The following is a 25,648-nucleotide window of genomic DNA, read 5'->3' on the forward strand; positions in this document are numbered from 1 at the left end:
AACACTCCTTCTTATTTATCTTTGTAAAAGTTTTTCTACATAATTTAAATGATAAATCATCGCTTCATTTGCTCTTTTACAATCTCTATTTTTGATTGTCTCGTAAATTTCTTCATGCTGTTCGGCAATGATTTTTATAATGCTATTATTTTTCTCCACATATATATGAAAGTCGACCATCGTTTTTTTCATCATTTCTGAAATAAATTGAATAAATTGAATTAAAATATCATTTTTCGCTGCTTTGGCGAGTGCCAAATGAAATTCATAATCCGCTTCCCATCTTTCGGCTGATTCATCAGAAAGTATTTTCTTCAAAGATTGCAAATCATGCTCTGTGCGGTGCAATGCCGCCATTTCCGCTATTCCGGCTTCTAATATTTTTCTTACTTGAAAAAGCTCCTGAATATCATCAAAGCTTGGAAGCAGGACAGAGCTTGCAAACAATTTTGTACAATCAAACTGACAGATAAACGCTCCTTCTCCTCTTCTTACATCCACAATTCCTTTTCCTTTTAATGTCGTAATTGCATCGCGGACAGCCGATCTCCCAACGCCAAACATGTCACAAAGCTCCCGGACAGACGGCAGCTTCTCCCCCGCTTGAAATGCCCCTGATACGATCATTTTTTCAATTTGTTCTTCCACTGCTTCTGATATTTTTTGCGTCTGAATTTTTTCGATATTCATTCCATTCACCACCCTTCACATATCTGATATGTTATAAGGTATATGTGAAGGATCATAAAAAAAGAACTGCCACTAAAGCAGTCCTTCATTTATCGCTCACAATAATATAAGTCGCCTTCACTGGTCCGTGCACGCCGACAACGAGATTAAGTTCAATATCTGCACTATTGCTTGGGCCTGTAATAAAATCGATGCACGAAGAAATTTTTTCTCCTTTTTGCACCTGTTCATGAATATATTCCGCTGCCTGTGTCATTCTTGGAACGATGGAACTTTTTGGAATGATGGCTATATATGTTTTTGGCAGCAGACTCACACTTCTGCCTTTATTCTCATTACTGAATAAAACGACTGTTCCCGATTCTGCAAGTGTTATATCACTAAACGTTATCCCCACATCGGCTTTTTCCGCTATTTCTATATTTTTTTCTTTTAATTTCGGGTTCCACACATGAATATCTGCTTCCAGCTTATGTAAGCCATATTCAAAAAAACGATCGTCTTTCCAAGTAACCGCAGAGGTGACACCATATTGCTTAAAAACAATTTGAACTTTCTCCTTTAATTTTTCAGCTGTTGTTTCTATACATTGTGTATGAATAATTCCACATTGTTTTTTCAGTATATTGACGAGTTCTTCCTTGCTTGCATCTTTTAAAATCGATAATTGAGGATTTGAGCTCCAAACAGGATTTTCTATATGTTCTTTCTTCCTGTCCCGATTCATTTTTTCAGAAAGATGATTTAAAAATTTCTCGCGATTATGAACTTGACCGGTCATTGTCTATCTCCCTCCTCTTAAACCAATCTCTGAATCTTTCTTTATCAGGCTTAGGAAATTGGCGGATGTCTGTCCACGGCTTAATCGGTCCTATCCCTTTCGTAAGAGGAGCCGCTATCATTGATGCTGATTTTGTTCCTGCATTATATATATTTGGCGAACTGGCCGCGAGCTGGTAGCCTTTCATCGCAAGCTTCTCTCCAAACGACGTTTCATCCTTCACTATTTTACTGCGATGCTTCAGTAACAGTTTATGGAGCGGAATTTTCACCGGACAAACTTCTGTACACGCGGCACATAATGTGGAAGCATACGGCAGCTCTTTATAATCATCATATCCTCCGAGAAGCGGTGACAGCACAGCTCCGATCGGACCAGAGTAAATAGAACCATAGGAATGACCTCCAATATGGCGGTATACCGGACACACATTAACACATGCTGCACAGCGGATACAATGGAGGGCACTTTCAAATTCCGTTCCTAAAATATTGGATCGTCCATTATCAACGATAACGAGATGAAATTCTTCCGGACCATCCGCATCCTCTTCCCCTTTAGGTCCTGTCAATCCCGTTATATAGCTCGTTAATTTTTGCCCAACAGCACTTCTGCAAAGCAGGCTGACGAGAATATCAAGCTCCTTCCATGTCGGTACAATTCTTTCCATTCCCATTACGGTTATTTGTGTTTTTGGTAAAGCGGTGACGAGCCCTGCGTTTCCTTCGTTCGTTACAAGACTGATGGAGCCAGATTCAGCAACGGCGAAATTACAGCCTGTAATTCCGATATCAGCTGTTAAAAATTCCTTCCTTAATTGCTCGCGCGCAAATATCGCAAGTTCTTCCGGGATTTCAGATTTTGTGTAGCCTCTTTTTTCTTTAAATGTATCTCTGATCTGCTCTTTATTTTTATGAAGAGCAGGTACAACAATATGGGAAGGGCGGTCATTATTATCAAGCTGTAAAATATACTCCCCTAAATCTGTTTCGATTACTTCATAGCCTGTCTCTTCCAACGCTTCATTTAAATAAATTTCTTCTGTTACCATCGATTTTGATTTCACAATTTTCTTTGCCTTTTTTGCCTTCGCTACTCTTGTAATATAATCTGTCGCTTCTTCTTTCGTTAAAGCAAAAAATACATGACCGCCCCGTTTTACTACATTTTCACTTAACTGCTCTAAATAAAAATCAAGGTTTTGAATCGTATGGGAACGAATTTCTTCTCCCAGCTTTCTCCACTCTTCGAAGTTTCCCAGCTCTTCTGCAGCCTTCAGCCTTCTTCCCTGCATCCTTTCCTGTGCCGAGGCAACTGCATCCCGCATAAATACATCATTAACCCCGCTTTTAACACGATCAAAAAATTTCTCATCCCCTATTTTCATAGACATGCTATTCCATCTCCTTATTCAATATTTCTGCAATATGCATCACTTGAATAGGTTTCCCCAGTCTATTAATCCGTCCGCCAATATTCATAAGGCATCCGCAATCAGAGCCTATTACTATATCTGCTTCTGTTTTTTCAATATGCTTTATTTTTTCATCAACCATCTGTTCGGAAATCGGAGCCATTTTAACAGAAAATGTCCCTCCAAAGCCACAGCAGTCATAATCATGCGGAAGCGGAATAGTATGTAAACCACTTACATTTTTTAGTAACTTCATCGGTGCATCACGAACGCCTAAAAGACGGGCCATATGACATGATTTATGATAAGTTGCACACCCCTTCAAACAGGCATTCACTTTTTCTACTTTTAAAATATCTACTAAAAACTGTGTTAATTCATATGATTTTCGTGCAAGATTCCTAGCCTTTTCCTTCCATTCCTCTTCATGAAAGAGATGCTCATATTCAAGAAACATCGCAATGCAGGAACCAGACGGAGCAACAACATATTCAGCATGCTCAAATGTATTGATCATATGTTTGGCGACTTCCTTCGTTTCTTTATCATATCCGCTATTATATGCAGGCTGCCCGCAGCATGTCTGCTGCTTCGGGAAATCGACTTCACAACCGAGCTTTTCTAATAATTCAACAGTGCTTTTACCGACATTCGGATAAAAGACGTCTGCGAGACATGTAATAAAAAGGGAAACTTTCAATTATAGCAACCTCCCAAATAGAAATAAGGACTATAACTGATACTTACGAATGTATGATGGGAAATATGCGAGATATGATATGTATAGAAATAATAATGTTATTTATATATATCAAAATTAATATTCCGGCACAGGTCTAGTAAAACTTAGTATCATGCACGATTTTTGGCTCATCTCGCTCAAATTTCTAAAAAGGGGAAGAAAAGCTCGCTTTTCTCTCCCTTTTTAGAAATTTGAGCACTTTTCAGCTAAAGCTGAAAAGCATTTGCAAGCTCTGCTTGCAAATGGATAAGCCAAAAATCAACAAAGTTTTACTAGAGAACAATGTTCGAATCTGCTATTTAGTTTTATTATTCTATGCTGAAAGATTAAATAACATTTATATAATTTCAAATTCATAAAATTCTACTAATCAAATAATCTATTAGTTTGATAACTTTTAAAACCAACAGCTGTTAAAGAATAATATAAATCTTTTTGTAATTATCCCTTGTAAAGATTTAGAAATAGTATTGCTTTTTATCTCTTTAAAAGATACAATATCGTCATACGATATATCATATAACGATATATTGAACTACGATATATCAAGTTTAGTTATATTACTTTTATTATTAAAGAAGGTGGAAAATCATTGAAGAAAAAAAGTGCTGAAAGCTTCCTCCCTTTAACCCATACGACTTATTACACTCTTCTTTCATTAACAGAACCATTACATGGATATGGAATTATGAAAAAGGTCGAGGAAATGAGTAACGGTTCAGTAAAGATAGGACCAGGAACACTATACGGTGCATTAAGTAAATTAGAAAAACAAGCATTAATTGTGAAACTTGATGAGGTGAATAGCGAGCGTAAGAAAAGCTATAAATTAACCGATTTTGGATGTGAGGTCGTAAGACTTGAATTTAAACGCTTAGAAAGTCTAGTTCAAGCAAGCCAAGGTTATATTCAAAAGTTAGGAGGCCTGGAAAATGAAGAAGAAAGCTTTTAAACTATTTTGGACATGGAAAGATGATGCAGAAGAGAAATGGTTATTTGAGATGTCGAAAAAGGGATGGGCGTTGCGTGACTTTAAATGGGGATTATATACGTTTGAAAAAATCAGACCAGCAGAGTACATATACAAACTAGACTATAAGAGTACCCGAAATAATGATCTGGAAGAGTATCTTTCCATATTTGAAGATGCGGGTTGGGAGCATGTAGCCCAATTTTTTGGCTGGCATTACTTTCGTATTAAAACAGACCAGAGTTTTCATCAACCCGATATATACTCCGATATTGATTCAAAAGTACAGAAGTATAAAGTATTATCAAATTTCTTAATATATTTAACCTTAATTTTAATAACAATTTTTTTCACCATTTTAATTCAAGCTAATTATACTGGCATTGAAATATTAAGATGGATCTATCTTATACTTATTGGTTTTAATTTATTTGCAGTTACACGCTTACGCTGGAAGATAAAAAAAGTAAGGAACTCATCTATTTAATGGCAAGTATATTGGATTTCTTTCATTAAAAAATGTAGTTCTCCCGATTTTCATATAATCGGTAATATTAATATCCAATCAACATAAAAAGGGCTGATTTCTCGGCCCTTTTCTATTTTATCATCTATTCTTTCCAAGGTGAATGTAAAATACAGTTACAGAAATTTTTATTTTTATATTCCGGTCTAAAATGTTGAACAATATCTTCCTTCATATTTCCAAAAGTAGTTTCTGGTTTATGCTTAAAGCCTTCATAAAACGCTGGAATGATTTTCTGTTTAAAATTGTTACGTGGGAAAGCTTTTATAATTTCTTCTCGTGAGTCGTCATCGAATTGTTCAAATCCGTCTCCCATCACATCTAAACCAACACCTGAAAAGAGCAGTGCCACTTCAGCTTCTTTATGTTCTGCAACGCCAGGTGTCGTATGTAACGCAATGGCATCCCATACAAGACGAATGGACTCATCCGGCACTTGATACTGCTGTAAAAAACTTCTCGCTGCATTTGCACCATCCACTTCAAATCGCAAATCTGCACTGCTATACTTTTTTGTTAAACCTAAATCATGGAATAATGCACTAATATACAGGAGCTCTAAATCATAATTTTGTTTTGCTTTTTTTCCGTTAACTGCACCAAATAGAAACACACGGTTTGAATGATTCCACAACAAGTCATCTCCATGTTCTCTCAAAATATCTGCTGCATCCTTTGCTAATCTGGAATCTGGAATTTTAATGCCTGCTATTTCTTGAAACATAATTTAAAAACTCCTTCACAATTTAATAATTCTTATTTTCATAAGATTATCTCCATTGTAAAAAGGTTTTGATTATTTATCTATTCAATCATTTCTATTATAATGATAGATAAAAGCTATGATATGAAGCTTTTTAAAGAAGCTATAGAATCTTTTTCTATATGAAAACGAAGCCTTTCTATTTCACGTACTAATATGTCAATATAACTGCGTGCTGCATAATTGATAAAACTATTCTTTTTCATTGCAAGATGAACTTCCCTATTCAAAGACGGATTTTCAATTTGCTGAAAAAATAAATCCTCTGTATCATAAAATTCATATAGCGTACGTGAAACAACACTGTAACCAATTCCGCTTCGAACTAATTTCAAAATAGATTCAATACTGGATGTTTCAATAATAGGCTCTACTCGTTTACCAACTTCATCACTCGTTTTATCAAGCATTTTCCTGCATTGCTGCAGCTTTGGAAATAGAATAAGAGGCCTGTCTAAAACAGAAGAAAATGAAATACTCTTTTCCTCGTCTCTATGATTACCAATCAGATAAAATTCTTCCTCATATAATTTTGTCACTTGTAACATATCATGACGATTAAAATAAAAACCAATCCCAAAATCTGCATGATTTTCTAAAACTGCCTTCTCCACTTGATCAGTACTTTGAACAAGTACTTGGATGTTTGGATATAATTGATTAAATTGAATACATAAAGTAGATACTAAATCAGTTATTTCTCCCGGTAACACAGCAATTTTTAATTCTCCAATTTCTACTTTCGTAAATGCTTCAATCTGAGAATTTATATTTTGTAAGGAACTTTGAATATTCAACGCTTCTTGTTGTACAATTTCTCCTACTTTAGTAAGTTCAATTTTCTTGCCAATACGATTAAAAAGCGGAAATCCCACCTCTTGTTCCAATATCTTAATTTGATGACTTAAAGTTGGCTGTGAAATTCCTAACTTTTCAGCAGCTTTTGTAAAATGCAGCTCTTTGCTAACCATTAAAAAATATTCTAAATGTCGTAATTCGATATATATCCATCCTTTCCTTATAGAACTTTCTTTTAAGTCTGTATAAACATTATACATCGGACACATAGAGTACATTTTAACAAATTAAAAAACTTATAAATGCTAATAACTAAATTGTTGTTTTACGAATCATTTTTCCTTTATTTAATTAAAAATCCCGCCTCCATAAGAAACGGGATTTTACACGTAGTACTATTAGAAAAATTTGCAAAGATTTTCTCACATAGGATTTTGTTCAATTACTAATATTCATAGAAATCTCATCTATTTGATAAGCTCTAAGACTCCATTTCTCCAATAGAAGATCTATTTTTCCATCTGTATAAAAAACAATTTCTTTATCATGTGGATCAGAGAAAAATCTTGCTGTAAATACTTCCTTTCCTCCATTAATAAATAGTTCAACAGAGCTCGTATCTAGAAAGAGATGTAATTGTTCGCATCTTTTCAGCGGGCATGATCTGCTTTCCACCGATCCGTCCTTCCATGATTTTCTTTTAAAAGTAACTGCTTCTTCATCTAAATGAATCGTTATTTCTACATTATTACGTATGCTAAGCTTAAATATTTTTGCTTCTATTTTTTTAAATTCCACTTTTAATTCACTTACATCACTGCAAATTCCCTGCCATGATTTCTCCTCTTTTACTAAGGAAATATGTTGGCTGAAATCTTTTGAAATTCTGAGCTTCATCAGTTCCGGAAGAGGTTTTTGATATAATTTCTCATCATGTAAAACGAGTTCACGCGGCATGGAGAGAGCATGAACCCAACCTTTTTCTATCGTCGGATGAAAAGCTTCTCTTTCATCTGTTATTCCCATCCAGCCGATCATAATCCTTCTTCCTCGTTCATCTTGAAATGTTTGCGGGGCATAAAAGTCAAAGCCACGGTCAAGTTCTGTAAAATCTCCATGAGGAAACTCAGTCGTCCCTTCTCTCCATTTCCCGATAAAATATCCTGATTGAAATAAATTTTGATATTTATATCCTTCAGGCTCCAGTCCTTGAGGAGAAACTAATAAAACAGCTTTACAATCAAGTTCAAAAAAATCAGGGCATTCCCACATGTATCCGAATTGTCCCAAGCCATTCATAAGGCTTCCTGCAATTGGTCCTTTATATTCCCATTTTTCTAAATCAGAGGATGAAAAAAGGACAGCTGCCCCTTGCTCCTTCACCGTTTGGGCACCGATTATCATATACCATGTATTTCCCCTTTTCCATACTTTCGGATCACGAAAATGTGGTGTATATCCATCAGGAAGGAATAGGACAGGACCGCTTTTTTCAAAATGGACCCCATCATTGGAAACTGCCTTACATTGGTACGTTTTCCTTTCATTATTTTCTGTTTTTACATTTCCTGTGTAAAAAAGGATGAGCTGTCCTTCCCTTTCAACCGCACTACCTGAATAACAACCGTTTATTTCATATGATTCACTCGGAATAAGTGCCGGGTACTCTTCCTTCCAATGGATCATATCAGTGGAAGTATAATGGCCCCAGAACTTCGGTCCATGTGATGTTTCAAATGGATTCCATTGATAAAAAACATGGTAAACCCCTTTATATTGAATCAAACCATTTGGATCATTTAATAATCCAACCGGCGGCATTAAATGAAATTTCAGACGGTATGGATCTTCTTTTCTATTCTTTTTATTTTCATTTATTTTTTCAAATGCGTTATAAATCAGTTGCTTTTCCTTCATAAGGAGCTCCCATATTCCATCATTGTCTGCTGGACTTTCTCCAATGTTGGAAGCGCGGTTATCGCTCCTTTTTGCGAAGCAGCCAGTCCGCCTGATATCGATGCAAACCTCGCTATATCGATCGCCTCTTCCAGCGTAATGGAGGAAATATCCCCTATTCTTTTATTCATACAGTAAAGAAGAGCGGATACAAATGCATCACCTGCACCGGTCGTATCAGCTGTTTTAATTTTTAATGCATTTACATGAGCAAATCCTGATTTCGTAAATACCGTGCTTCCTTCCTCGCCTTTCGTTAAAAAAACGAGAGAAAGATCGTATTGTTCCATCCATTTCTCAATTATATTCATATCGCTGGAACCAGTTAGAAAAAATAATTCCTCATCGGATATTTTTAAAATATCAGTCTCTTTCATCATCATAAAAATTGTTTCTTTTAATACTTCCTCATCTTTCCATAAAGAAAGCCTGACATTTGGATCAAAGGAAACGATCATATTATTTTCTTTTGCATAAAGGACGGCTTTTTTCGTAGCCGATTGAACCGGATCTTTCAAAAGAGAAATCGTTCCAAAATGAAAGATTTTATTCTCTTTAAACAATTGCTCGTTTATCTCAGACTCTTCTAAAAATAAATCCGCGCTTTCTTCTATATAAAAACTAAAGCTCCGTTCCCCTAGCTTATCAAGCGTGACAAATACGAGACCTGTTCGATAGTCTTTCGTTAAAGACAGCGAAGAAACGTCTACCCCGTAATCTTTTAATGTCTGCTGTAAAAACACCCCTAAAACATCTTGCCCGACCTTTCCTATAAAGGCTGAATTCATTCCAAGAAGAGCAGCTCCAACAGCAACATTCGCCGGAGCTCCCCCGAAATTTTTTTCATATACTTTGTTTTCAGCATCAGCAGGAATAAAATCAATTAATGCCTCTCCAAGAGTAATAAGCCCATCTTTCATAAAAGCATTCTCCTTTTTTCTAAAATCAGCGTAATTCCTCTTTATCTTTCAGCATTTTATCAGAGAATCCAAACATCCATGTTAAAATAAATGCCGCTGCAATCGCAATAATATTAACGAGTAAATAAAGCAGTATTTGCCCGTTTAAATAAAGCAGTGCGCCCGGAATAACAGTAATAGCCATACCTGTTCCTTTTAGTCCAAAAATAGATGCGAAAAATCCTCCTATACCACCACCGATAAGTCCCATTATAAACGGTTTAAAATAACGTAAATTCACTCCGAAAATAGCTGGTTCTGTAATTCCTAAAAAGGCCGATAAAGTAGATGGCAGCGCCAGTGCTTTCAGTTTAGCAGATTTTGTTTTTAAACCTACCGCTAAAGCTGCTCCGCCTTGTGCTGCTACTGAACATGTAACAATCGCATTGTATGGATTGCTTCCAAATTTCTCCAAAAGCTGAATTTCAAGCAGATTGAAAACATGATGAACACCGGTTATTACAATGATTTGATTGAAAAATCCGATGAGGATACCACTAATTCCAAACGGCCATTTCAGCACTGCAACTGTCGCATTTAAAATAATTTCTTCTAAACTATGAAAAATTGGTCCTATTACGAATAATGCCAATGTAATCATAATAAGCAATGTTAAAAACGGAGTCACGATCAAATCGAGTACATCAGGAACAAATTTCCGAATTTTTTTCTCCAGTTTTGCTCCGATAATTCCTGCAATAAAAGCGGGAAGGACAGAGCCCTGGTAGCCTACAACTGGAATAAACCCAAGAAACTGAATCGGTTCTGCATTTCCGCCAGCTACTGCCCAGGCATTCGGAAGTGCCGGACTTACGAGCATTAGTCCTAATACGAGACCAATAATAGGCGACCCGCCGAATACTCTAAATGTCGACCAGGCAACGAGCGCAGGTAAAAAAATAAATGCTGTATCTGTCAGCACTTGGGTAAATAAAAGAAAGTTCTCAGAAATATCATTCGGTGTCATTCCGAATATTGCTAAAATTTCCTCTTGCATAACAAGTCCACGGAAACCCATAAATAAACCTGTTGCCACAAGTGCTGGGATAATCGGAACAAATACATCACCAAAGGAACGTACCGTTCTTTGAAAAGTATTGCCGCTTTTCACAGCTTCTTTCGCCTGCTCCCCTTTTGTCGTACCACCGACTCCGAGTTTTATCACTTCTTCGTAAATTTTATTCACTGTTCCAGTCCCAAGAATAACCTGATATTGTCCAGAGTTGAAAAAGGCTCCTTTTACTCTTTCAATGCTTTCCACTTTTTGCTGGTCGATCTTTTCTTTATCTTTGACCATTATTCTTAGTCTTGTTGCACAATGGGCTGCTGAAATAATATTGTCCTGCCCGCCGATCGCATTAATAATTTCCGCTGCTGTTTGACGATTATCAGCCATATTCTCACACCCCTTTTTTAGTAGTGATGCTCAAGTAGTCTATACCCTTTTATGGAATTATAATCCATTAAAAAGGTTCAGTCTTATATTCTTCTTTTCCCATAAAAAAGAACGCCCAAACGAGCGTTTTCTTTCTAATGTATTTATTTCATCATTTTAGATGCATCATTTTAATATACAATGCATCGCTTCCTCCGCTTTATCCCATGGAACTGTATACGCCTGTCCCTTTGAACAGAAAATAGACGAAGAAGAATAGAGGAAATCAGCATTTTTATCGTAGCCGATCTTTTCAATAATCTCTTTTTCATTATGACAGTGATCGTATCCGGAAAAAACTAAACTGATTGCTCCTTTTCCATGTGTAAAGGAAGCGAGCTGGGTGCTGTAATTCATAAAAGTGGACACCGGAGCAAAGCCTGTTATAACAGCCTTATCTCCTTCTGTTTTTGGCGGATCAAACTTTCCGTGCGCCGTTTGAATATCTGATAAAACACGGCCCATCTGCTCTAACTCTACTTTAATTTTAAATTGGTAAAAAGGTTCAAGTAAAATATTATTTGCTTTTTCGAGCCCTTGTCTTATCGCTCTGAAAGAAGCCTCCCTGAAGTCTCCTCCTGATGTATGCTTATTATGCGCTCTCCCTGTAAGCAATGTAATATGAAGATCTGTCAGCGGCGAGCCCGTTAAAAGTCCATGATGTTCCCGCTCAAATATATGCTGCCTCACTAAGTTTTGCAAACCGACTGTCAAATTGTCGGTATGACACACTGTTTCAAATGTAATTCCTTTATTTCTTTCATTCGGCTCTATTTTTAAATGTACTTCCGCATAATGCCCTAAAGGCTCAAAATGTCCGCAGCCGACTGTAGCTGTCTCAATCGTTTCTTTATAAAGAATTTCCGGATCTTGAAATTCGATTTTTAAATTGAAACGGTCGAGTACGATTTGAGTAAGAACTTCTAATTGTATCGTTCCCATTACATGAAGATGAATTTCTTGCAAATTCTCATCCCATGTGACATTTAAAGAAGGATCTTCCGCATTTAATATATGAAATAGCTGCAACGCTTCCTTCATATTAACGCCTGGTTCAAATATGACTCTCGATTTCAATGTCGGTATCATCTCAAATTCGGATTTTTCTTTTAACATACCGAGCCCGTCCCCGACAGCCGCTTTTGATAACCCGGTCACCGCAAACAATTCACCTGCTTGTACTTTATCAGCAGATTGAAATTTATTTCCGCTGTACAGACGGATTTGTGTCACTTTTTCGGCAATTTCATTATCGGCTGATTCATATTTCACTTCATCTCTTACCTTTAATGAGCCTGTTAAAGCTTTTATAAATGTTACTCTCGTCCCGTTCGGCTCATGACGGATTTTATATACACGGCCTGAAAACGGCTCATTATCGCTGTACTCCGTTACTGTCAGCAAATTCAGTTTTTCTAAGAAATCTTCGATGCCGATATCCTGAAGCGCTGAACCGCTTAAACACGGAAAAATGTTATTTTCCTTCACCATTATTTGCATTGTTTTCAGCCACATCTGTTCATCATAGCCATGCTCCATATAATATTCTAAAAGGGACTCATCACGCTCAGCGATAAATTCTGCTAATTGTTCATCCATTATCTCGCCTTCAAGAGAATTTGTTATATGACAGACATCTTCAGTTAAATTCATTTGAATGTCTTTTAAGACTTGATCTGTATCTGCACCTGTTCTATCTACTTTATTAATAAAGAAAAATGTCGGCACTTTATATTTTCTTAATAAGTCCCATACTGTCTCCGTATGGCCTTCCAATCCTTCTACTGCACTAATAATAATAATCGCATAATCCATTACCTGGACCGCTCTTTCCATTTCAGGGGAAAAATCGACATGCCCCGGTGTATCAATTAAATAGTAGGTGGAATCTTTATAAGAAAACATTCCCTGCTCCGCAAAAACAGTGATCCCTCTCTGCCTTTCAATCTCATGATTATCAAGGAATGTATCCTGATGATCAACCCTTCCTCTTTGTTTAATACTTTTCGTATGATAAAGGAGCTGTTCTGAAAAGGTCGTTTTCCCAGCATCCACATGCGCTAATATTCCAATCGTCTTGTTCATTTTGTTACCTCTATTCATGGAGTTCTTTATTTGTTTATTATAACAAATACTGCGGACGAGCGAACTTATATGGAGGGGAATTTACCCATAAAAAGATGCAGACCGAATATTGTTATTCGTTCTGCATCATATGGAGTTGAAGTATTTGGAGCCCAGCTTCATTCTAGCGTAATCATATAGGAACACTTCTTGTCTCTTTTTAATCTTTTCAATATTTTTAATAAGAATTATTTTTATGAAGAAATCTATTAACTTTACCCCGAAAGACAATGAAATAACTATTATTGTTATTTTAAAAATAAGTTATCCTCCGCCTTTAAATGATCTCTTTCTCCTTCGCTTCTTTCAGCCAGCTTGGAAACTCATTTAATAATAAGTTATACAGCTGTTCATCTGAAACTGTCTCGATCTCATCGAGATGAAAAAAGTTAGCATTATCAATGAAGCGGCCTTCCATCGTATCGAGCTTTTTCAGTACATCAAAATTAGAATTTCCAATCCCGACAAACTGCCAGAAAATCGGCTTTGTAGAAGATTCTACTATAAATTTTTTAATTCCTGGCTTACATCCGCCATCATTGATGAAAACTAAAAATACAGGTTCCTTACTCTGCTCTTCCTCAGTATATTTACGGATGACATCTTCCATTACTAATGGTTCATTATTCCTTCCAAATTTATGGATAGAATCATTATTTAAGATATTTTTATCAACATAATCTTTAAAATCTTTTTCGGTAACAGCCGGCAAACGGGAAAATTCATTATCATATACCCAAACATCCAGTGAGCCATCATCATCAAACTGACTCGCAACAGCAAGAATGCGCTCCACTACTTCCTGAACAACACCTTCTCTGTACAGCTTTCTCATGGAACCGGAAATATCTAAAACAAGTCCGACTCTTGCAGTAACATTTTTTAAATTCTTTTTCTCCAAAACAATACTTGCTGTGCTCTTTCTTAATGTGATTGTACTCATGCCAAACCTCCTAATTTTTATCATCTTTTCCATTATATCAAAGTTTTAATGATAGATAGATTTATAATTAAATAGATTTGGATGGATACTAGCGGTTTTTCGGAGAGTTAGCTGATATATTCTAGAATGTCGTATCTAATAAATTTTAAAAGCTGAAAGGCCCCATCACAAAATCCTTAATTTTATCGGATTCTCATAAAGGGGCCTTTCAACAGGATGTGCCAAAGGGTTGCTTTTCACCCTTGGCACATCCTGTTTTTATTATTTATTTAACGATAAGAACCGGACAGTTTGCACGCTGTATTACTTGGTGGCTGACGCTTCCTAGTACAAATGCCTGCATTGGATTCAGTCCTCTTTTTCCCATAACGATAACGTCGAAGTCATTTTTATTAGCGTAATCAACGATCGATGGACCTGCATCACCTAGTAAAATTGTTACTTTGTATGCGATACCTGAATCTTTTATAAGTCGGTCCAATTCTTCCTTTTTCTCTTCTAAAGTATGATTAAGATCCTGTTGGTTTAAAGTTTGTAAAGCTGTTATTTTCATCTCATTTAAATTTACGACATAGATGAGTTCCACTGTTGCATCATTATTGCCTTCTGCTAATTGCACCGCATGCTTTAATGCAAGCTTGGAATTTTGAGAACCGTCCACTGCTAATAATATTTTATTGTACATAAAAATTCAGCTCCTTTTCCTATCTTATTTCCATTATAATAGATTGCAACCGTTTACACTGTGATATATGTCACATCTTTTTGAACTTTTATTCATTTTTACCCAGTATTGTAACCTTTTAACTAAATCTCTAACTATGTTTACTTGCCCTTCCTGCAGCTGCAAAACAAGAAAAATACAGTGATTTATTTTAAAAAGCATACATTTACCGTCGTTTTTTGCTAGATATTTTCTATTTGCTTTTTATTTTAGAATAATGTGCGGATAATTGTAGATAAATTTAAAGCGCTTTTATGCAGGAAATTAAGGTTTTTTCTAAAAAATAATACTATAGAGTAAAAAGCTGGCTAGTTTACTTGAAGAAAGGTGGGAATAGTTTATGAGCCAAGACATAACTTTACAGAAAATTGCGGAGGAGCTTCCGAAATCTGTTTTGAATGCATCTGATAAAGATTTAGAGGGCTTTCAACAAATTATTGAAGAAACAATTAAATTAAGAGAAGGTCATCGAAACTTACAGAGACTCATTAAAAGCTTTTCTTCCTCTTCCATCCAACGTTCTTAAAAGAGTAGTGCTCTTTTCTTTATAGTATTTCACTCCTTTTAAAAGGCTCACGGATAAAACCGGAGCCTTTTTCACCAAATATATGCTTCAATCATCATCGTCATCTTCATTATTGTCATCATCGTTATCATCGTCGTCATCATCAGTTTTCACCGGCTGTTTTGGCTGTGCTGTCTGCTGCGGCTTCTCCTGCGATTTCGGCGTTACTGTCTGTTTTGGTTTTTCTTCCTTCTTCGGTGGTGCTATCTGCTGCGGTTTTGGATCAGGCTGTTTTTTAGAATAATTGCGGATTTGTGATACAGTGCCTGTATTCGCCTGTACAAGCACTTCCCCGCCTTCCTTTTTTCCCTCAACTGTTATTTTATAATGCTTGCCTTTATCTATATTAACTTCTGTTACACCTTTCACCTGTCCATTTATCTCCTTAAGTGCATGAAGCGCAATTTCCTTCGCTTTTTGCTCAGAAATAGGCGGTGGGGGAACAGAGTCGGATGGAGTAATATTACTTTGCTTTACATTCGCTGCTGCAGCTGTTGATTTTTCAGCTTTATGTTCAGCCGCTATTTTTTCTGCTTTTTTCTCTATTAGCTTTACGTCACTGACCTTCTTTGTTTCCCTGTCCACAGATAGACGGTACGTTCCTTTATCGTTTTCAATCAATACGATATATTTACTATTGCCTTTATCTCCTTCTATATTTAATACTTTTCCGCCATATAAATCGGCAGCAATTTGTTCTGCTTCTTTCTCTGAAAGCATTTTGGGACTATCTTTCATGAAAACTTGAAACATGGAATAGGACAATCCTAAAATAATAAATATGAGAAGTGCGGCTTTTAATTTCATTTTTTTACACCTTCTTCTTCGGTAATACGAGCGTGAATGTTGATCCTTCTCCCTCTGCGCTTTCTAAAGTAATATGACCCTCATGCTGTTCGGCGATCCTTTTCGCAATGGATAAACCGAGACCGGATCCTCCGGTTTCACGGCTTCTCGTTTTATCGACACGATAGAGGCGGTCAAAAACATGCGCCTGCATTTCCAACGGAATTCCAACTCCCTTATCTTTCACAAGGATACTTACTGTTTCATCTGTTTCTTTCAATTCAACATCTATATCATCTTCACTGTATTTCTTAGCATTATCCAATAAAATAACGAGCAGCTGAATAAAGCTTTGTTCATGAATTTTCATATGTATATCGCTTTGTTCTCTATTAAAATAAATAGTATATTGAAATGTCTGCTGGAGTCTTTGAATTGTCCCTTCTATAAGCGGAACAATATTGACAGTTTCTTTTTCATTTTCAATTACTTCTTCATTCCTTGCGAGCTGAAGCAGCTGCTCTGTTAAATATTTCATTCGATTCGCTTCAGAACCGATCGCATCAATTGCTTCTTCCAATATTTCAGGGCGATCCTTCCCCCACCTTTGTAATAGTTTAATATAGCTGTCAATCACTGTTAAAGGTGTCTTTAATTCATGGGAAGCGTCTGATACGAACTGCTCCTGCTTTTCATAGCTTTTTTCCAATTTTTTTATCATTCTATTAAATGTCATCGCCATTTCATTTAATTCGTCTTTCGTATGTTTTGCAATCAAAATTTGTTTAAATGAGCCTTCCTCTTCAATAATATCCATCGTTTTAATAAGGCGGTATATCGGAAGAGAGATGAACTGGCCAAGAAAACGGCTCGTCACAAATATAATCATGCTGACGATGATCGTTGTATAAACGAGCACCCACTTCAAATCGTTGATGCTGTTAAAAAGCAAATCGATATTTTCAACTAATTGGAGGTTTACAACGGCACCATTTTCATGAATAATCGGCACGGAAACGATTAGAAACATCGATTCTTTGTAGGAAATGACATCTTCAAATTGGTCATCATCATATTTACTGACAATCTTTCTATAATCTTTATCCGTTTTTGTGCTGAACTGGTCGATAGCTTCACTATTGCTGGCAACGACCCGAATCAATCCATCACTTAATGTGTGGGCCTCCAATATTTGCTGTACAGATAAATTCTGTTCTTTATCATGTATCTTCTTTGAAATTTCATTTGAAATATTCGTTAACCGATTTTGTTCAGATGTAATTGTCGTATTTTTAAAAATAAAATAAATAGACGTGTTAGCTGTAATAAGTAATATAATTAAAACAACCGTCGTTGAAAGCTGTATCCTCGTTCGTAATTTCATCTTTTAATCCTTCACCATATAGCCAACGCTTCGGACAGTTTGAATAATTGGATTTTCCCTTGAATCCATTAATTTCTTCCTCAAATACCGAATATATACGTCGACAACATTTGTATCCCCATAATAATCAAAACCCCATACTTCCGTTAAAATCTGTTCACGCTCAAGCGCGCGGTTTCTATGTGTTACTAAATAAAGAAGCAGGTCATATTCTCTCGGCGTTAAATCTACCAAACTTTCACTTTTAAATACTTCCCTCGTACTCGTATTAATTTTAATAGAATGGATCTGAATCGTTTCCTCTTCGGTTTGATCAGAAGAGACTCTAGGTTTAAAACGAAGATTCGTACGGATTCTTGCAAGCAATTCTTCAATTTCAAAAGGCTTTGTCATATAATCATTTGCCCCTAAATCAAGCCCGTTCACTTTATCATAAACTGAATTGCGCGCTGTCAGCATAATAACGATAATTTGATCATTATCCTGACGAATCCGCCTTAATACTTCCATTCCATTTAATTCAGGAATCATGACATCTAAAATTACGAGATCAATAGGTTCTTCCTCTAAAATTTCCAGACCTTTCCTGCCGGTATGCCCAACACTGACAGTATAACCTTCGTATTCTAGCTCCAACTGAATGACGCGAGCGATTTTTACGTCATCCTCAATAATCAATATATGATTTTCCATAATTCACCTCTAATTTAAGTGCATGCCGGTCCATTTCCAGTAAGTAAAATAAAAAAGAAGCATAGTAAGTATATAGACAGGCATTAAAACAATGCTGATTTTCACAAGATGACGAGCATCATATGAAATAGTTCCCTCTTCATAAAATAGTAATAATGCTTTTGAACTAACCGGGAATGTAACACAGTAATTCATACCGATTAAACTTAGAAAAACGACTGTCTGGGAATCGATGCCGATCGTCTTACTGAATAATAAAAGGCTCGGAATAAAAACAACCGCTCTCGTCGTATGTGAAGTAATATACAAATGACTTGTCACTGTGATAACGAGAATAATCGTAACAATGAGCCATTCCGGCGCCCCGGCAAACATATTTAAAACAGCAAACATTTCTGTTTCAATCCATTTCACGACACCTGTATCAACTAAAACTTTGCCAAGCGCCGTCGCTGCTGCTACGAAAATAATTAAATTCCATGATACTGATTTCATTCCCTGCTTCCAGCTTACAATACCGTAGTTCGGAAGCATGACTAAAATGGCGCCAAGCATCGTAATAAACGCAATATCATAGCCGTGAATACTTTCAGTCATCCATCCGGCAATTAGAATACAAATTAATGCTAGCGTCTTCTTTTCTTTTCCATTCAATTGCTGCGCTTTATATATACTTGTTTCAGTCTCTTCCATTTCAATTTCTTCTTTTCCATCTTTCGGCCATATCATCCATTTTATAATAATACAGGTAATAAGTGTAACGCCAATTGCAAAAGGCACCCCCCAAATTAACCATTTTGTATAGGAAATCGATTCACCGGCAGTTGTTTCAAGTAAACCGATACCAATAAGATGAGAACCGGCACCTATTAAAGTAGCAGATGTACTCATTAAAATAATAACTGGTGCTAAAATAGCTAATATGCTTTTTTCCTTTGGAGAAAATTTTTCACTTAATTGTTTCATAATCGGCATAGCGAGTGCTGCCCGCCCTGACGTGGACGGTATAAAAAAAGCGGAAGCAAATAAGACCGCTGTAATACTCGATAAAATCTTATTTTTTTCCACTGACTTCCGGAGTATCATTTCACTTAATCGTTCCGCAAGCCCCGACTGTTTGACAGCCTCACCAATAATAAACGAGCCGACCATTAGCCAGACAACTTCTTCTGACAATGATCCATACAGTAAATCGGAGCCTTGTGCATTCATTAAAACAATGAATGCAATAAGGGCGACCGCAATGAAACCAGCAGGGATCTTCGTTGAAATCCAGAATGTCATCGCAGATAAAAAGGCAAATAAGGCAATTTTCGCTGAATAGTCCAATACATTAATGGAAGTGATGATGCTTAAAAACAACACATGAATACTGATAATAGCCAATGTCTTCGTCGATAGCTGATGCAGCAGCCATCCAACGAGACTTGATTTATTTTCATATTTGGAAAGTCTTGTATTCATCTTTAATAAATCCTTTCTGCCAACAGTCTTCTTTCCGCAATTTCTGTTCCAATAGAAATTTGGCGCAGCACAGATTCTGTACTTTCCTCAATCCATTGCGGTGCTTTTATCATTGCTTTTTCCAATGTTGTAGGTCTTGGAATAATACTGATGAATGCATCAATTCCTGCATTATAGTTTAAATCAGCACCTTTGCCGATCGTGCCGGTAATAGCAATGACAGGTATATGATGTTTTTTCGCAATCCGTGCTACTTCCGCGGGAATTTTCCCGTTCGGTGTTTGAAAATCGAGGCTCCCCTCAGCAGTCAGGACAATATCTGCATTGGCAATTTTCTCTTCAATATTAATAAACTTCATAATAAGGTCGAAACGGGGATGTAATATCGCTCCGGTAAATGCAAGCAGTCCCGCTCCTAAACCGCCAGATGCACCGCTCCCTGGTAAATTGCGCACATCCAGCCCTAACTCATCGTCTATTAATGACGCATAATGTTCTAAAGCCTGCGATAACTTTTCTACCTGCTTTAATGTCGCTCCTTTTTGCGGACCGAAAACACGCGCAACTCCCTGTTCACCACATAGAACATTTTTCCAATTACAAGCAACATCAATTAACACGTTGTTTAGACGTTTATCAACATTTGTCATATCAATACGGCTCGCTTTTAATAAATCTTTGCCACCTTTTATATTTACGAGCTGTCCATTCTTATCAAAAAACTTTACTCCTAAAGCTTGTGCCATCCCTGCTCCTCCGTCAGATGTACCGGAATCACCGCAGCCGAAAATAATATGGTCCACTTTTAGGTCAAGTGCGGCGCTAATCAATTGTCCAACCCCGTACGTTGTTGTTTTTAGCGGATTTCTTTCATCTTGTGGTACAAGCTTTAAGCCTGCAACCGCTGCCATTTCAATTACCGCTACCCTCTTTCCGTTTTCTGTGAAAATTCCGAAATAACTTGAAATCTTTTGTCCGACTGGTCCGGTTACTTTCTTATAAATTAAATCACCTTTTTTTAATCGGATAATCGTTTTTACAAATCCTTCTCCACCGTCAATCATCGGTACAACCTCAAGATCAATTGACTTATCAAAACGCCTTACGCCTCTTTCCATTGCAAAAGCAACATCCTCTGCATCTAAACATTCTTTAAAACCTGATGGTATAATAACTAATTTCATTTTTCTTTTCTCCCTCCATCTGTCTTTGAACACTTTTTAATTTACAGGGGAAAAGCTAAGGAATTTTTAGAGAAAGATTAAAAAACGATTAGAGAATTATTAGTAAATAAAAAATGACCAGCAAGCTGTATTATAGCTCGCTAGTCATTTATCTCAATTTTTACTTACTTTTTTAGATATTTTTCCACAAAAAACGACAATCTATTTAACTTATTATCCCCATGATGACGCATATATTAAAACGCTTTCCTTTTACAGCTTTTTAATAACTATCTTTTTTATTCTTTTACCTGTAAATAAATAAGCAGGCATCGTTCTTTGAGAAATATTAACATTGTACTGCTTCATCTTATTAATCCACTCATTTTCGTAATTCGTCATTTCAAGACGTTTTCTATTCTCTGCTTGAGGCACATTTTTGAGCGGCAGAGCTAAAATAGAGGCAACAAAATTAACTGGAATATAATTCAAATATTCTAAACTGTAATTATATTGCTCTGTTCGAAGATAATAAAGACTCGAATTTTCAATTCGTTTTGAAAACTCTTTCATTTTTAAAGCTACTTCTTTCGCTATTTCGTCTTCTGCATAAATATTATATTCTAATGATTCAAAAAGAAATCCTTGTGTATTCAATGTATTTACATGATTCTCCAAAATCTCCAGCTGTTCTCTGATCGAATTTTTCGTTAGTAAACGGCATCCGTTTTCTTTGAAGAATTCTTCCTTTACTTTTTCCTCATCTTTCGTATCAAGACCTTGCAGAAGCTTTTTTATATGCTTCATCAGCTTGCGGATTTCTTCTCTTGCTTTCCTATCTTCTTTCGGCATCACTCTTACTTGAATGAGAAAACTTTTATTAGGAAATCTATTTATCAGCTCATCAATTAAATTTTCTTCACGATCTTTTATAACTAGCGGTGAAGCACAGCCTTTTAAGGAAACTTTTTCATATGCAAACATAGTTTCTAACTGAGGGCTTCCATTTTCCCATTCACATTCATTTATATTAATCTGCAAGCCAGGCAAAAGATTTCTTTCTTCATTCTTCAGAAAAATTTCCAGTTTGCCATTATGATAATAATAGTAAAATGAGATTGGATCATCTTTCGTAGTAAGTAAATACATCGCTTCCAAAATTGTTTTCGCTGTAGAAAACCCTTCATTTAACTTTATTTCTTTCTCTTCATTATTGTGATAAATAGAATATTTATCTTCTTTATGTAATAAATGAACTTCCTTAACTTGATAATAAGGCATTAAAATTTCCCCCATTTCTGATTGAAGAATTTTTCCTTATTTGTATATCAATCTATACAATGATTTATTATTTTTAAAATGAGATCACCCTTAGAAAGGGAAGCTTCAGCCTAGACTCCCGCTTCAATGACAGATGCCTTGAAGTGGGAGTCTTACTGTGTATTATTTTTGGGTAAATATTAAAAAAGACTGTCATGCTAAAAAATGACAGTCGTTACTGATTTGATACGATTATAGTAAACGTAACATTTCGGTAACCCAGCCGTCATAGCCATTACATGACCTTAGACCTGTGACTTTGCGTCTTCATCTTTCGATAAATTTGCCATTTTCGTATATTCCTATTCGATTTATTCTTTATTAAAACCTATATAACATAGTTATCTTAGTTCTAAAGTATTATATATTATATATTAACAGGTATGTGGGAATAACTCTACTTTATTCTCTCTATTTTTTATATTTTATTCATTGACACTCCACACCGCTAAAGCAGCGAGATTTTAAATCTCTAAACTGTTACAAATCAATTAGACGATTGTAGTTGTGTGGTTTTCTTAGATCACTTTCTACTTGAGAAGAAAAAAGGATGGATACGATATTTCATGTATCCCCATCAGACTCAAACCGGCTGCCCGCCAGTGGAAGTTTTTAATCCTTCAATCAAAAGTTTTATCGTCTTTTACATGATGACATATATTGTTTTACCGAGAAAACTGTCATTGTCTATAAGCAGAGTATAGCATTTCAGATGCTCGATGTACAGAACGTATATTCTATTTTTATCTGTATACCATATCTGACCTCCCTTTCACCCCGCCTAAAGACAGTCTTTGACCTGGATACAACTTACACATTATATAAAATTTGTATTTGTTTCTATAAAATTAAATATTAAAAGAGAATTTCTATACTAGTAATGGGCATTTAGACCTTATTGTAATTACCCACTTATCATTTTTTAAAACATTTTTATAAAAAATATTTAAAAAAACTGTCATTCATTATCTTTATCATCGACACCTTGACCTGAAAATAGTTTTGATGTCAATCTTTTATAAAGTGTAATAATTTTCGTAAATCCAAAGCCGACTAAAAATGCTGTTCCTGCTTGTGCGCTGAATGTTTCATCTCCTTCTACAAACTCGATAAATAAAATGCCGCTGTCAATAAGTACAACAGTTACAACAGCAGTTCCTGAGGCAAGAACCGGGTAAAAAATATATTTTACCCATTCGGAGGGATTTGTCAGCATACCATTCACATATTTTGTAATAAATAAGTAGAGCTGGTAAAGGGAAGCACCAATTATTCCTGTGAAAAAATATTGCAAAGACGGTTCAATCGGTTTTGTATTTATTGAAATTCGTAAAAATTGTTGAAATAGATTTAATTGTAAAAGTGCAATGATAAAGAAGCTTCCTAAAAAAAGAATCGATAGATAGAATAATATTAAAATCTTTACTTTGCTATCCAAAATAAGCCCTCCTTTTTTTCCTATTATTACAATAGAATATGAAAAGAGAACTTTATGAGTGTTAATTTTATTAAAAAAACTTGTCTATTTTCTTATATAAACGGGAAAAAGCTAGCAATTGAATGCTAGCTTTTTCCCATTTAAAGAATCTCTATATTAAATTTTTTGAACGTTAGCAGCTTGAGGTCCGCGCTGTCCTTCTTCTACATTAAAAGTTACAGCTTGTCCTTCTTCTAAAGTTTTAAAGCCTTCACCTTCAATAGAAGAGAAGTGAACGAATACATCGTCCTTTCCTTCGCGCTCAATAAATCCAAAACCTTTTTCTGCATTAAACCATTTTACTTTACCTTGTTCCATGTTCATTAATCCTCCAATACATTGCCATTAATAAAATTTTCGAATCTGATGAAAATTCTAATCAGAAATCGAATAGCTTACATTCTTATTTTAACAAATAAGCCTTTTTCTAGCAAATAATCCATTTTTTACACTTATATCTGAACCTGCTTTTCTCCCATTATGAAATAATAGCCGATAGATTTAATATCTGCTGCAATGTTTAAAAGCCCTTCTTCTTCAAGCTTTTGAAGTAAAACAGCCGGCTCCTCAATTTTAAACTGAAGCATCTCTTCCTTCGTTAAACCGGAAATTCTTAAATCATCAAGCTGCTCATAAAATTCCGCGTCACTAAAAACACCGATTGCTACTTCATATGCAAAACGATCAGATTCTTTCCCGTCTAATTCAACCTCCTCCGATTTTAAATACCAGAAATCATAATAAATATTTTCCAATGTGTAAACCTCCACTGCATTCCGTCTGCTTATTTTTATACTTTCCCATTATACATGAATTGAAACTTTTTATTTTACAATCTTATTCCATTTAAACTATATTTAAATAAAAAATAAAAACCCCCTAATCAGGAGGTTTTCTTATTAATCTCTGCTACCGTACATGAACTATGGATAAAAAGGAGTAAATAGTCTCCTGCACATTTTGGAATTGCTGACGTGGAGGAAACTTAGGCTCAATAAATACAGTTGAGTAATTAACTTTCGATTTCAAGAATAGCATCGATTTCTTCTTGGATCTCTCTATTTACCGAAAGAGCACGTTTTTTTCTTAATTCAAGATCCATTTCTTTATCAATAAAGTTATTTGTATGTTTGTCAAAACACTCGAAACAAATAGAGTAAAAATCTTTTTTCTCTTTCTTTAAAAAATCAAATTCCCACGTTTCAAGTTCTAAATAACTTATTTTATCTTTCGTTTCTTTTTCACATAATTCGCAAGTTGTTTTCATTATAAAAACCCTTTCGTACATCTACCTTTTATTTTTTTGCTAGTTGGCGATCTTTAATTCTTTTTAAACGCCCATGATATTTCATTATGTTCGCTTGTGATTGTTTGGCATCTTCACTAGTAGGTTCCAAATTAGCAATGTCCCAATATTTAACAATTACATCTAATACTTGGTCAAAGTATTGTAATGGACCATAATTCGCATCTAATGCAATCGTTTTCATTCTATCTTTAAAGTCTGGCATAACAGCGCCTGGCATAGAAAAATTAATAATTACATTTTCGAAATAAATAATGAAATTCGGATCAAGTTCAAGATGCGCTTTCACTGTGTCTCGATAGAATGCATAATGAAGTGCTTCATCTTTCGCTAAACGTCGAAGTAATGTTGCTAGATCTTTGTCGTGCGGACCCGCTATTTTAGCTACATTATTATAAAAAACTAGTGTAGCTAACTCTTGCAATGAAGTATAGGCCATTGTTGCCAGAGGATTAGTGAAGTCTGGAAACCAGCCGCTTTCAACTACTCGTCTTCTTAATTCATGCAATCTTGTGGGATTTACGTTTCGTGTCACTAATAAATATGTTTCAAGTAAGTTAGAGTGCTGGTCTTCTTCAGCTGTCCAAGTGCGTACGAAATCACTTATTACTTCCATTGAATTTTTAAACGTATAATCCAAATGCGAAGTATACCAAGGTAAATTT

27 protein-coding genes and 1 riboswitch are annotated in these 25,648 nt (G+C 35.6%); of the genes, 4 read left to right on the forward strand and 23 right to left on the reverse strand.

Features of this window, described 5'->3' with window-relative positions; genetic code table 11:
• Positions 1–15: 15 nt before the first annotated feature.
• The 4 genes from BFA01S_RS07905 to BFA01S_RS07920 all read right to left on the reverse strand — a co-directional run bounded on the left by BFA01S_RS07905 (position 16) and on the right by BFA01S_RS07920 (position 3,585).
• A complete protein-coding gene (locus BFA01S_RS07905) occupies positions 16–690 on the reverse strand; it encodes a FadR/GntR family transcriptional regulator (RefSeq protein WP_066228058.1) in 675 nt (224 codons plus the stop codon).
• 85 nt (positions 691–775) lie between these two features.
• On the reverse strand, positions 776–1,471 hold the full coding sequence (locus tag BFA01S_RS07910; RefSeq protein ID WP_066228061.1) for a LutC/YkgG family protein: 696 nt from the start codon (positions 1,469–1,471) through the stop codon (positions 776–778).
• Positions 1,452–2,864, reverse strand: coding sequence for a LutB/LldF family L-lactate oxidation iron-sulfur protein (locus BFA01S_RS07915; RefSeq protein WP_066228064.1), 1,413 nt, complete (start codon positions 2,862–2,864; stop codon positions 1,452–1,454). The genes BFA01S_RS07910 and BFA01S_RS07915 overlap by 20 nt, the downstream gene beginning before the upstream one ends.
• A gap of 1 nt (position 2,865) precedes the next feature.
• On the reverse strand, positions 2,866–3,585 hold the full coding sequence (locus tag BFA01S_RS07920) for a (Fe-S)-binding protein (RefSeq protein ID WP_066228068.1): 720 nt from the start codon (positions 3,583–3,585) through the stop codon (positions 2,866–2,868).
• 634 nt (positions 3,586–4,219) lie between these two features.
• On the opposite strand from BFA01S_RS07920, the gene BFA01S_RS07925 reads away from it, so the two are divergent.
• Both BFA01S_RS07925 and BFA01S_RS07930 read left to right on the forward strand, forming a co-directional pair.
• On the forward strand, positions 4,220–4,579 hold the full coding sequence (locus BFA01S_RS07925) for a PadR family transcriptional regulator (protein ID WP_066228071.1): 360 nt from the start codon (positions 4,220–4,222) through the stop codon (positions 4,577–4,579).
• Positions 4,560–5,084: a DUF2812 domain-containing protein gene (locus tag BFA01S_RS07930; protein ID WP_066228075.1), complete on the forward strand. Its 525-nt coding sequence runs from the start codon at positions 4,560–4,562 to the stop codon at positions 5,082–5,084. The genes BFA01S_RS07925 and BFA01S_RS07930 overlap by 20 nt, the downstream gene beginning before the upstream one ends.
• A 124-nt stretch (positions 5,085–5,208) precedes the next feature.
• Here the strand turns inward: BFA01S_RS07930 and BFA01S_RS07935 are convergent, their stop codons facing one another.
• The 6 genes from BFA01S_RS07935 to BFA01S_RS07960 all read right to left on the reverse strand — a co-directional run bounded on the left by BFA01S_RS07935 (position 5,209) and on the right by BFA01S_RS07960 (position 13,119).
• Positions 5,209–5,847, reverse strand: coding sequence for an HD domain-containing protein (locus tag BFA01S_RS07935; RefSeq protein WP_066228077.1), 639 nt, complete (start codon positions 5,845–5,847; stop codon positions 5,209–5,211).
• A gap of 116 nt (positions 5,848–5,963) precedes the next feature.
• Positions 5,964–6,962, reverse strand: coding sequence for a LysR family transcriptional regulator (locus tag BFA01S_RS07940; protein WP_328014423.1), 999 nt, complete (start codon positions 6,960–6,962; stop codon positions 5,964–5,966).
• 160 nt (positions 6,963–7,122) lie between these two features.
• Complete coding sequence (locus BFA01S_RS07945) at positions 7,123–8,601, reverse strand: glycoside hydrolase family 32 protein (RefSeq protein WP_066228080.1); 1,479 nt, start codon at positions 8,599–8,601, stop codon at positions 7,123–7,125.
• Positions 8,598–9,560 (reverse strand): carbohydrate kinase family protein, encoded by a 963-nt coding sequence (locus tag BFA01S_RS07950; RefSeq protein ID WP_066228083.1) that lies wholly within the window; start codon positions 9,558–9,560, stop codon positions 8,598–8,600. The genes BFA01S_RS07945 and BFA01S_RS07950 overlap by 4 nt, the downstream gene beginning before the upstream one ends.
• A gap of 25 nt (positions 9,561–9,585) precedes the next feature.
• The gene (locus BFA01S_RS07955; RefSeq protein ID WP_066228085.1) at positions 9,586–10,995 is read right to left on the reverse strand and encodes a sucrose-specific PTS transporter subunit IIBC; all 1,410 of its coding nucleotides are present in this window, start codon (positions 10,993–10,995) and stop codon (positions 9,586–9,588) included.
• A gap of 165 nt (positions 10,996–11,160) precedes the next feature.
• Positions 11,161–13,119 carry a GTP-binding protein gene (locus tag BFA01S_RS07960; protein WP_066228088.1) on the reverse strand — a complete coding sequence of 653 codons (1,959 nt, stop codon included), beginning with the start codon at positions 13,117–13,119 and terminating at the stop codon, positions 11,161–11,163.
• Positions 13,120–13,149: 30 nt separating this feature from the next.
• Between BFA01S_RS07960 and BFA01S_RS22340 the strand changes: the two genes are divergently transcribed.
• The gene (locus tag BFA01S_RS22340) at positions 13,150–13,299 is read left to right on the forward strand and encodes a hypothetical protein (protein ID WP_156483566.1); all 150 of its coding nucleotides are present in this window, start codon (positions 13,150–13,152) and stop codon (positions 13,297–13,299) included.
• A 136-nt stretch (positions 13,300–13,435) separates the two neighbouring features.
• On the opposite strand, the gene BFA01S_RS07965 is transcribed toward BFA01S_RS22340, so the two are convergent.
• Together BFA01S_RS07965 and BFA01S_RS07970 are read right to left on the reverse strand one after the other, a co-directional pair.
• Entirely contained in the window at positions 13,436–14,101 is a 666-nt protein-coding gene (locus BFA01S_RS07965; RefSeq protein ID WP_066228091.1) for a vWA domain-containing protein, read from the reverse strand.
• A gap of 265 nt (positions 14,102–14,366) precedes the next feature.
• Positions 14,367–14,786, reverse strand: a complete 420-nt coding sequence (locus BFA01S_RS07970; RefSeq protein ID WP_066228094.1) for a universal stress protein — start codon at positions 14,784–14,786, stop codon at positions 14,367–14,369.
• 379 nt (positions 14,787–15,165) lie between these two features.
• On the opposite strand from BFA01S_RS07970, the gene BFA01S_RS07975 reads away from it, so the two are divergent.
• Complete coding sequence (locus tag BFA01S_RS07975) at positions 15,166–15,351, forward strand: hypothetical protein (protein WP_066228096.1); 186 nt, start codon at positions 15,166–15,168, stop codon at positions 15,349–15,351.
• Positions 15,352–15,438: 87 nt separating this feature from the next.
• On the opposite strand, the gene BFA01S_RS07980 is transcribed toward BFA01S_RS07975, so the two are convergent.
• The 11 genes from BFA01S_RS07980 to BFA01S_RS08030 form a co-directional block, all read right to left on the reverse strand.
• Positions 15,439–16,197 (reverse strand): hypothetical protein, encoded by a 759-nt coding sequence (locus tag BFA01S_RS07980; RefSeq protein ID WP_066228099.1) that lies wholly within the window; start codon positions 16,195–16,197, stop codon positions 15,439–15,441.
• A gap of 4 nt (positions 16,198–16,201) precedes the next feature.
• Positions 16,202–17,560 (reverse strand): sensor histidine kinase, encoded by a 1,359-nt coding sequence (locus BFA01S_RS07985; RefSeq protein WP_066228102.1) that lies wholly within the window; start codon positions 17,558–17,560, stop codon positions 16,202–16,204.
• Positions 17,561–17,563: 3 nt separating this feature from the next.
• Positions 17,564–18,253, reverse strand: a complete 690-nt coding sequence (locus tag BFA01S_RS07990) for a response regulator transcription factor (RefSeq protein WP_082799899.1) — start codon at positions 18,251–18,253, stop codon at positions 17,564–17,566.
• Between the two features lie 9 nt (positions 18,254–18,262).
• Positions 18,263–19,717, reverse strand: a complete 1,455-nt coding sequence (locus BFA01S_RS07995) for an SLC13 family permease (protein WP_066228108.1) — start codon at positions 19,715–19,717, stop codon at positions 18,263–18,265.
• Between the two features lie 2 nt (positions 19,718–19,719).
• Positions 19,720–20,901 (reverse strand): glycerate kinase family protein, encoded by a 1,182-nt coding sequence (locus tag BFA01S_RS08000; RefSeq protein WP_066228110.1) that lies wholly within the window; start codon positions 20,899–20,901, stop codon positions 19,720–19,722.
• Between the two features lie 252 nt (positions 20,902–21,153).
• Entirely contained in the window at positions 21,154–22,161 is a 1,008-nt protein-coding gene (locus tag BFA01S_RS08005) for a hypothetical protein (protein WP_066228113.1), read from the reverse strand.
• 249 nt (positions 22,162–22,410) lie between these two features.
• Positions 22,411–22,498, reverse strand: a riboswitch (cyclic di-GMP riboswitch).
• 660 nt (positions 22,499–23,158) lie between these two features.
• Positions 23,159–23,638, reverse strand: a complete 480-nt coding sequence (locus BFA01S_RS08010; RefSeq protein WP_066228115.1) for a hypothetical protein — start codon at positions 23,636–23,638, stop codon at positions 23,159–23,161.
• Positions 23,639–23,794: 156 nt separating this feature from the next.
• Positions 23,795–23,995, reverse strand: a complete 201-nt coding sequence (locus BFA01S_RS08015) for a cold-shock protein (protein WP_066228118.1) — start codon at positions 23,993–23,995, stop codon at positions 23,795–23,797.
• Positions 23,996–24,129: 134 nt separating this feature from the next.
• Positions 24,130–24,432 (reverse strand): hypothetical protein, encoded by a 303-nt coding sequence (locus BFA01S_RS08020; protein WP_066228121.1) that lies wholly within the window; start codon positions 24,430–24,432, stop codon positions 24,130–24,132.
• Positions 24,433–24,689: 257 nt separating this feature from the next.
• A complete protein-coding gene (locus tag BFA01S_RS08025) occupies positions 24,690–24,944 on the reverse strand; it encodes a hypothetical protein (RefSeq protein WP_066228124.1) in 255 nt (84 codons plus the stop codon).
• A 28-nt stretch (positions 24,945–24,972) separates the two neighbouring features.
• Positions 24,973–25,648: acyl-ACP desaturase (locus BFA01S_RS08030; RefSeq protein WP_066228130.1), on the reverse strand; the 676-nt coding region annotated here is incomplete at its 5' end.

The organism is Metabacillus fastidiosus NBRC 101226 (assembly GCF_001591625.1).
GTDB classification, from domain to species: domain Bacteria; phylum Bacillota; class Bacilli; order Bacillales; family Bacillaceae; genus Metabacillus; species Metabacillus fastidiosus.

Bases quoted from the DNA above. Each gene is read 5' to 3' on its own strand.
- BFA01S_RS07970 (WP_066228094.1), bottom strand. From the start codon at position 14,786: ATGTACAATAAAATATTATTAGCAGTGGACGGTTCTCAAAATTCCAAG.
- BFA01S_RS07985 (WP_066228102.1), bottom strand. From the start codon at position 17,560: ATGAAATTACGAACGAGGATACAGCTTTCAACGACGGTTGTTTTAATT.
- BFA01S_RS07965 (WP_066228091.1), bottom strand. From the start codon at position 14,101: ATGAGTACAATCACATTAAGAAAGAGCACAGCAAGTATTGTTTTGGAG.
- BFA01S_RS08015 (WP_066228118.1), bottom strand. From the start codon at position 23,995: ATGGAACAAGGTAAAGTAAAATGGTTTAATGCAGAAAAAGGTTTTGGA.
- BFA01S_RS07940 (WP_328014423.1), bottom strand. From the start codon at position 6,962: ATGTACTCTATGTGTCCGATGTATAATGTTTATACAGACTTAAAAGAA.
- BFA01S_RS07935 (WP_066228077.1), bottom strand. From the start codon at position 5,847: ATGTTTCAAGAAATAGCAGGCATTAAAATTCCAGATTCCAGATTAGCA.
- BFA01S_RS07945 (WP_066228080.1), bottom strand. From the start codon at position 8,601: ATGAAGGAAAAGCAACTGATTTATAACGCATTTGAAAAAATAAATGAA.
- BFA01S_RS07980 (WP_066228099.1), bottom strand. From the start codon at position 16,197: ATGAAATTAAAAGCCGCACTTCTCATATTTATTATTTTAGGATTGTCC.
- BFA01S_RS07950 (WP_066228083.1), bottom strand. From the start codon at position 9,560: ATGAAAGATGGGCTTATTACTCTTGGAGAGGCATTAATTGATTTTATT.
- BFA01S_RS08005 (WP_066228113.1), bottom strand. From the start codon at position 22,161: ATGCCTTATTATCAAGTTAAGGAAGTTCATTTATTACATAAAGAAGAT.
- BFA01S_RS07960 (WP_066228088.1), bottom strand. From the start codon at position 13,119: ATGAACAAGACGATTGGAATATTAGCGCATGTGGATGCTGGGAAAACG.
- BFA01S_RS07955 (WP_066228085.1), bottom strand. From the start codon at position 10,995: ATGGCTGATAATCGTCAAACAGCAGCGGAAATTATTAATGCGATCGGC.
- BFA01S_RS08000 (WP_066228110.1), bottom strand. From the start codon at position 20,901: ATGAAATTAGTTATTATACCATCAGGTTTTAAAGAATGTTTAGATGCA.
- BFA01S_RS07905 (WP_066228058.1), bottom strand. From the start codon at position 690: ATGAATATCGAAAAAATTCAGACGCAAAAAATATCAGAAGCAGTGGAA.
- BFA01S_RS07915 (WP_066228064.1), bottom strand. From the start codon at position 2,864: ATGTCTATGAAAATAGGGGATGAGAAATTTTTTGATCGTGTTAAAAGC.
- BFA01S_RS07990 (WP_082799899.1), bottom strand. From the start codon at position 18,253: ATGGAAAATCATATATTGATTATTGAGGATGACGTAAAAATCGCTCGC.
- BFA01S_RS08025 (WP_066228124.1), bottom strand. From the start codon at position 24,944: ATGAAAACAACTTGCGAATTATGTGAAAAAGAAACGAAAGATAAAATA.
- BFA01S_RS07995 (WP_066228108.1), bottom strand. From the start codon at position 19,717: ATGAATACAAGACTTTCCAAATATGAAAATAAATCAAGTCTCGTTGGA.
- BFA01S_RS07930 (WP_066228075.1), top strand. From the start codon at position 4,560: ATGAAGAAGAAAGCTTTTAAACTATTTTGGACATGGAAAGATGATGCA.
- BFA01S_RS07910 (WP_066228061.1), bottom strand. From the start codon at position 1,471: ATGACCGGTCAAGTTCATAATCGCGAGAAATTTTTAAATCATCTTTCT.
- BFA01S_RS07975 (WP_066228096.1), top strand. From the start codon at position 15,166: ATGAGCCAAGACATAACTTTACAGAAAATTGCGGAGGAGCTTCCGAAA.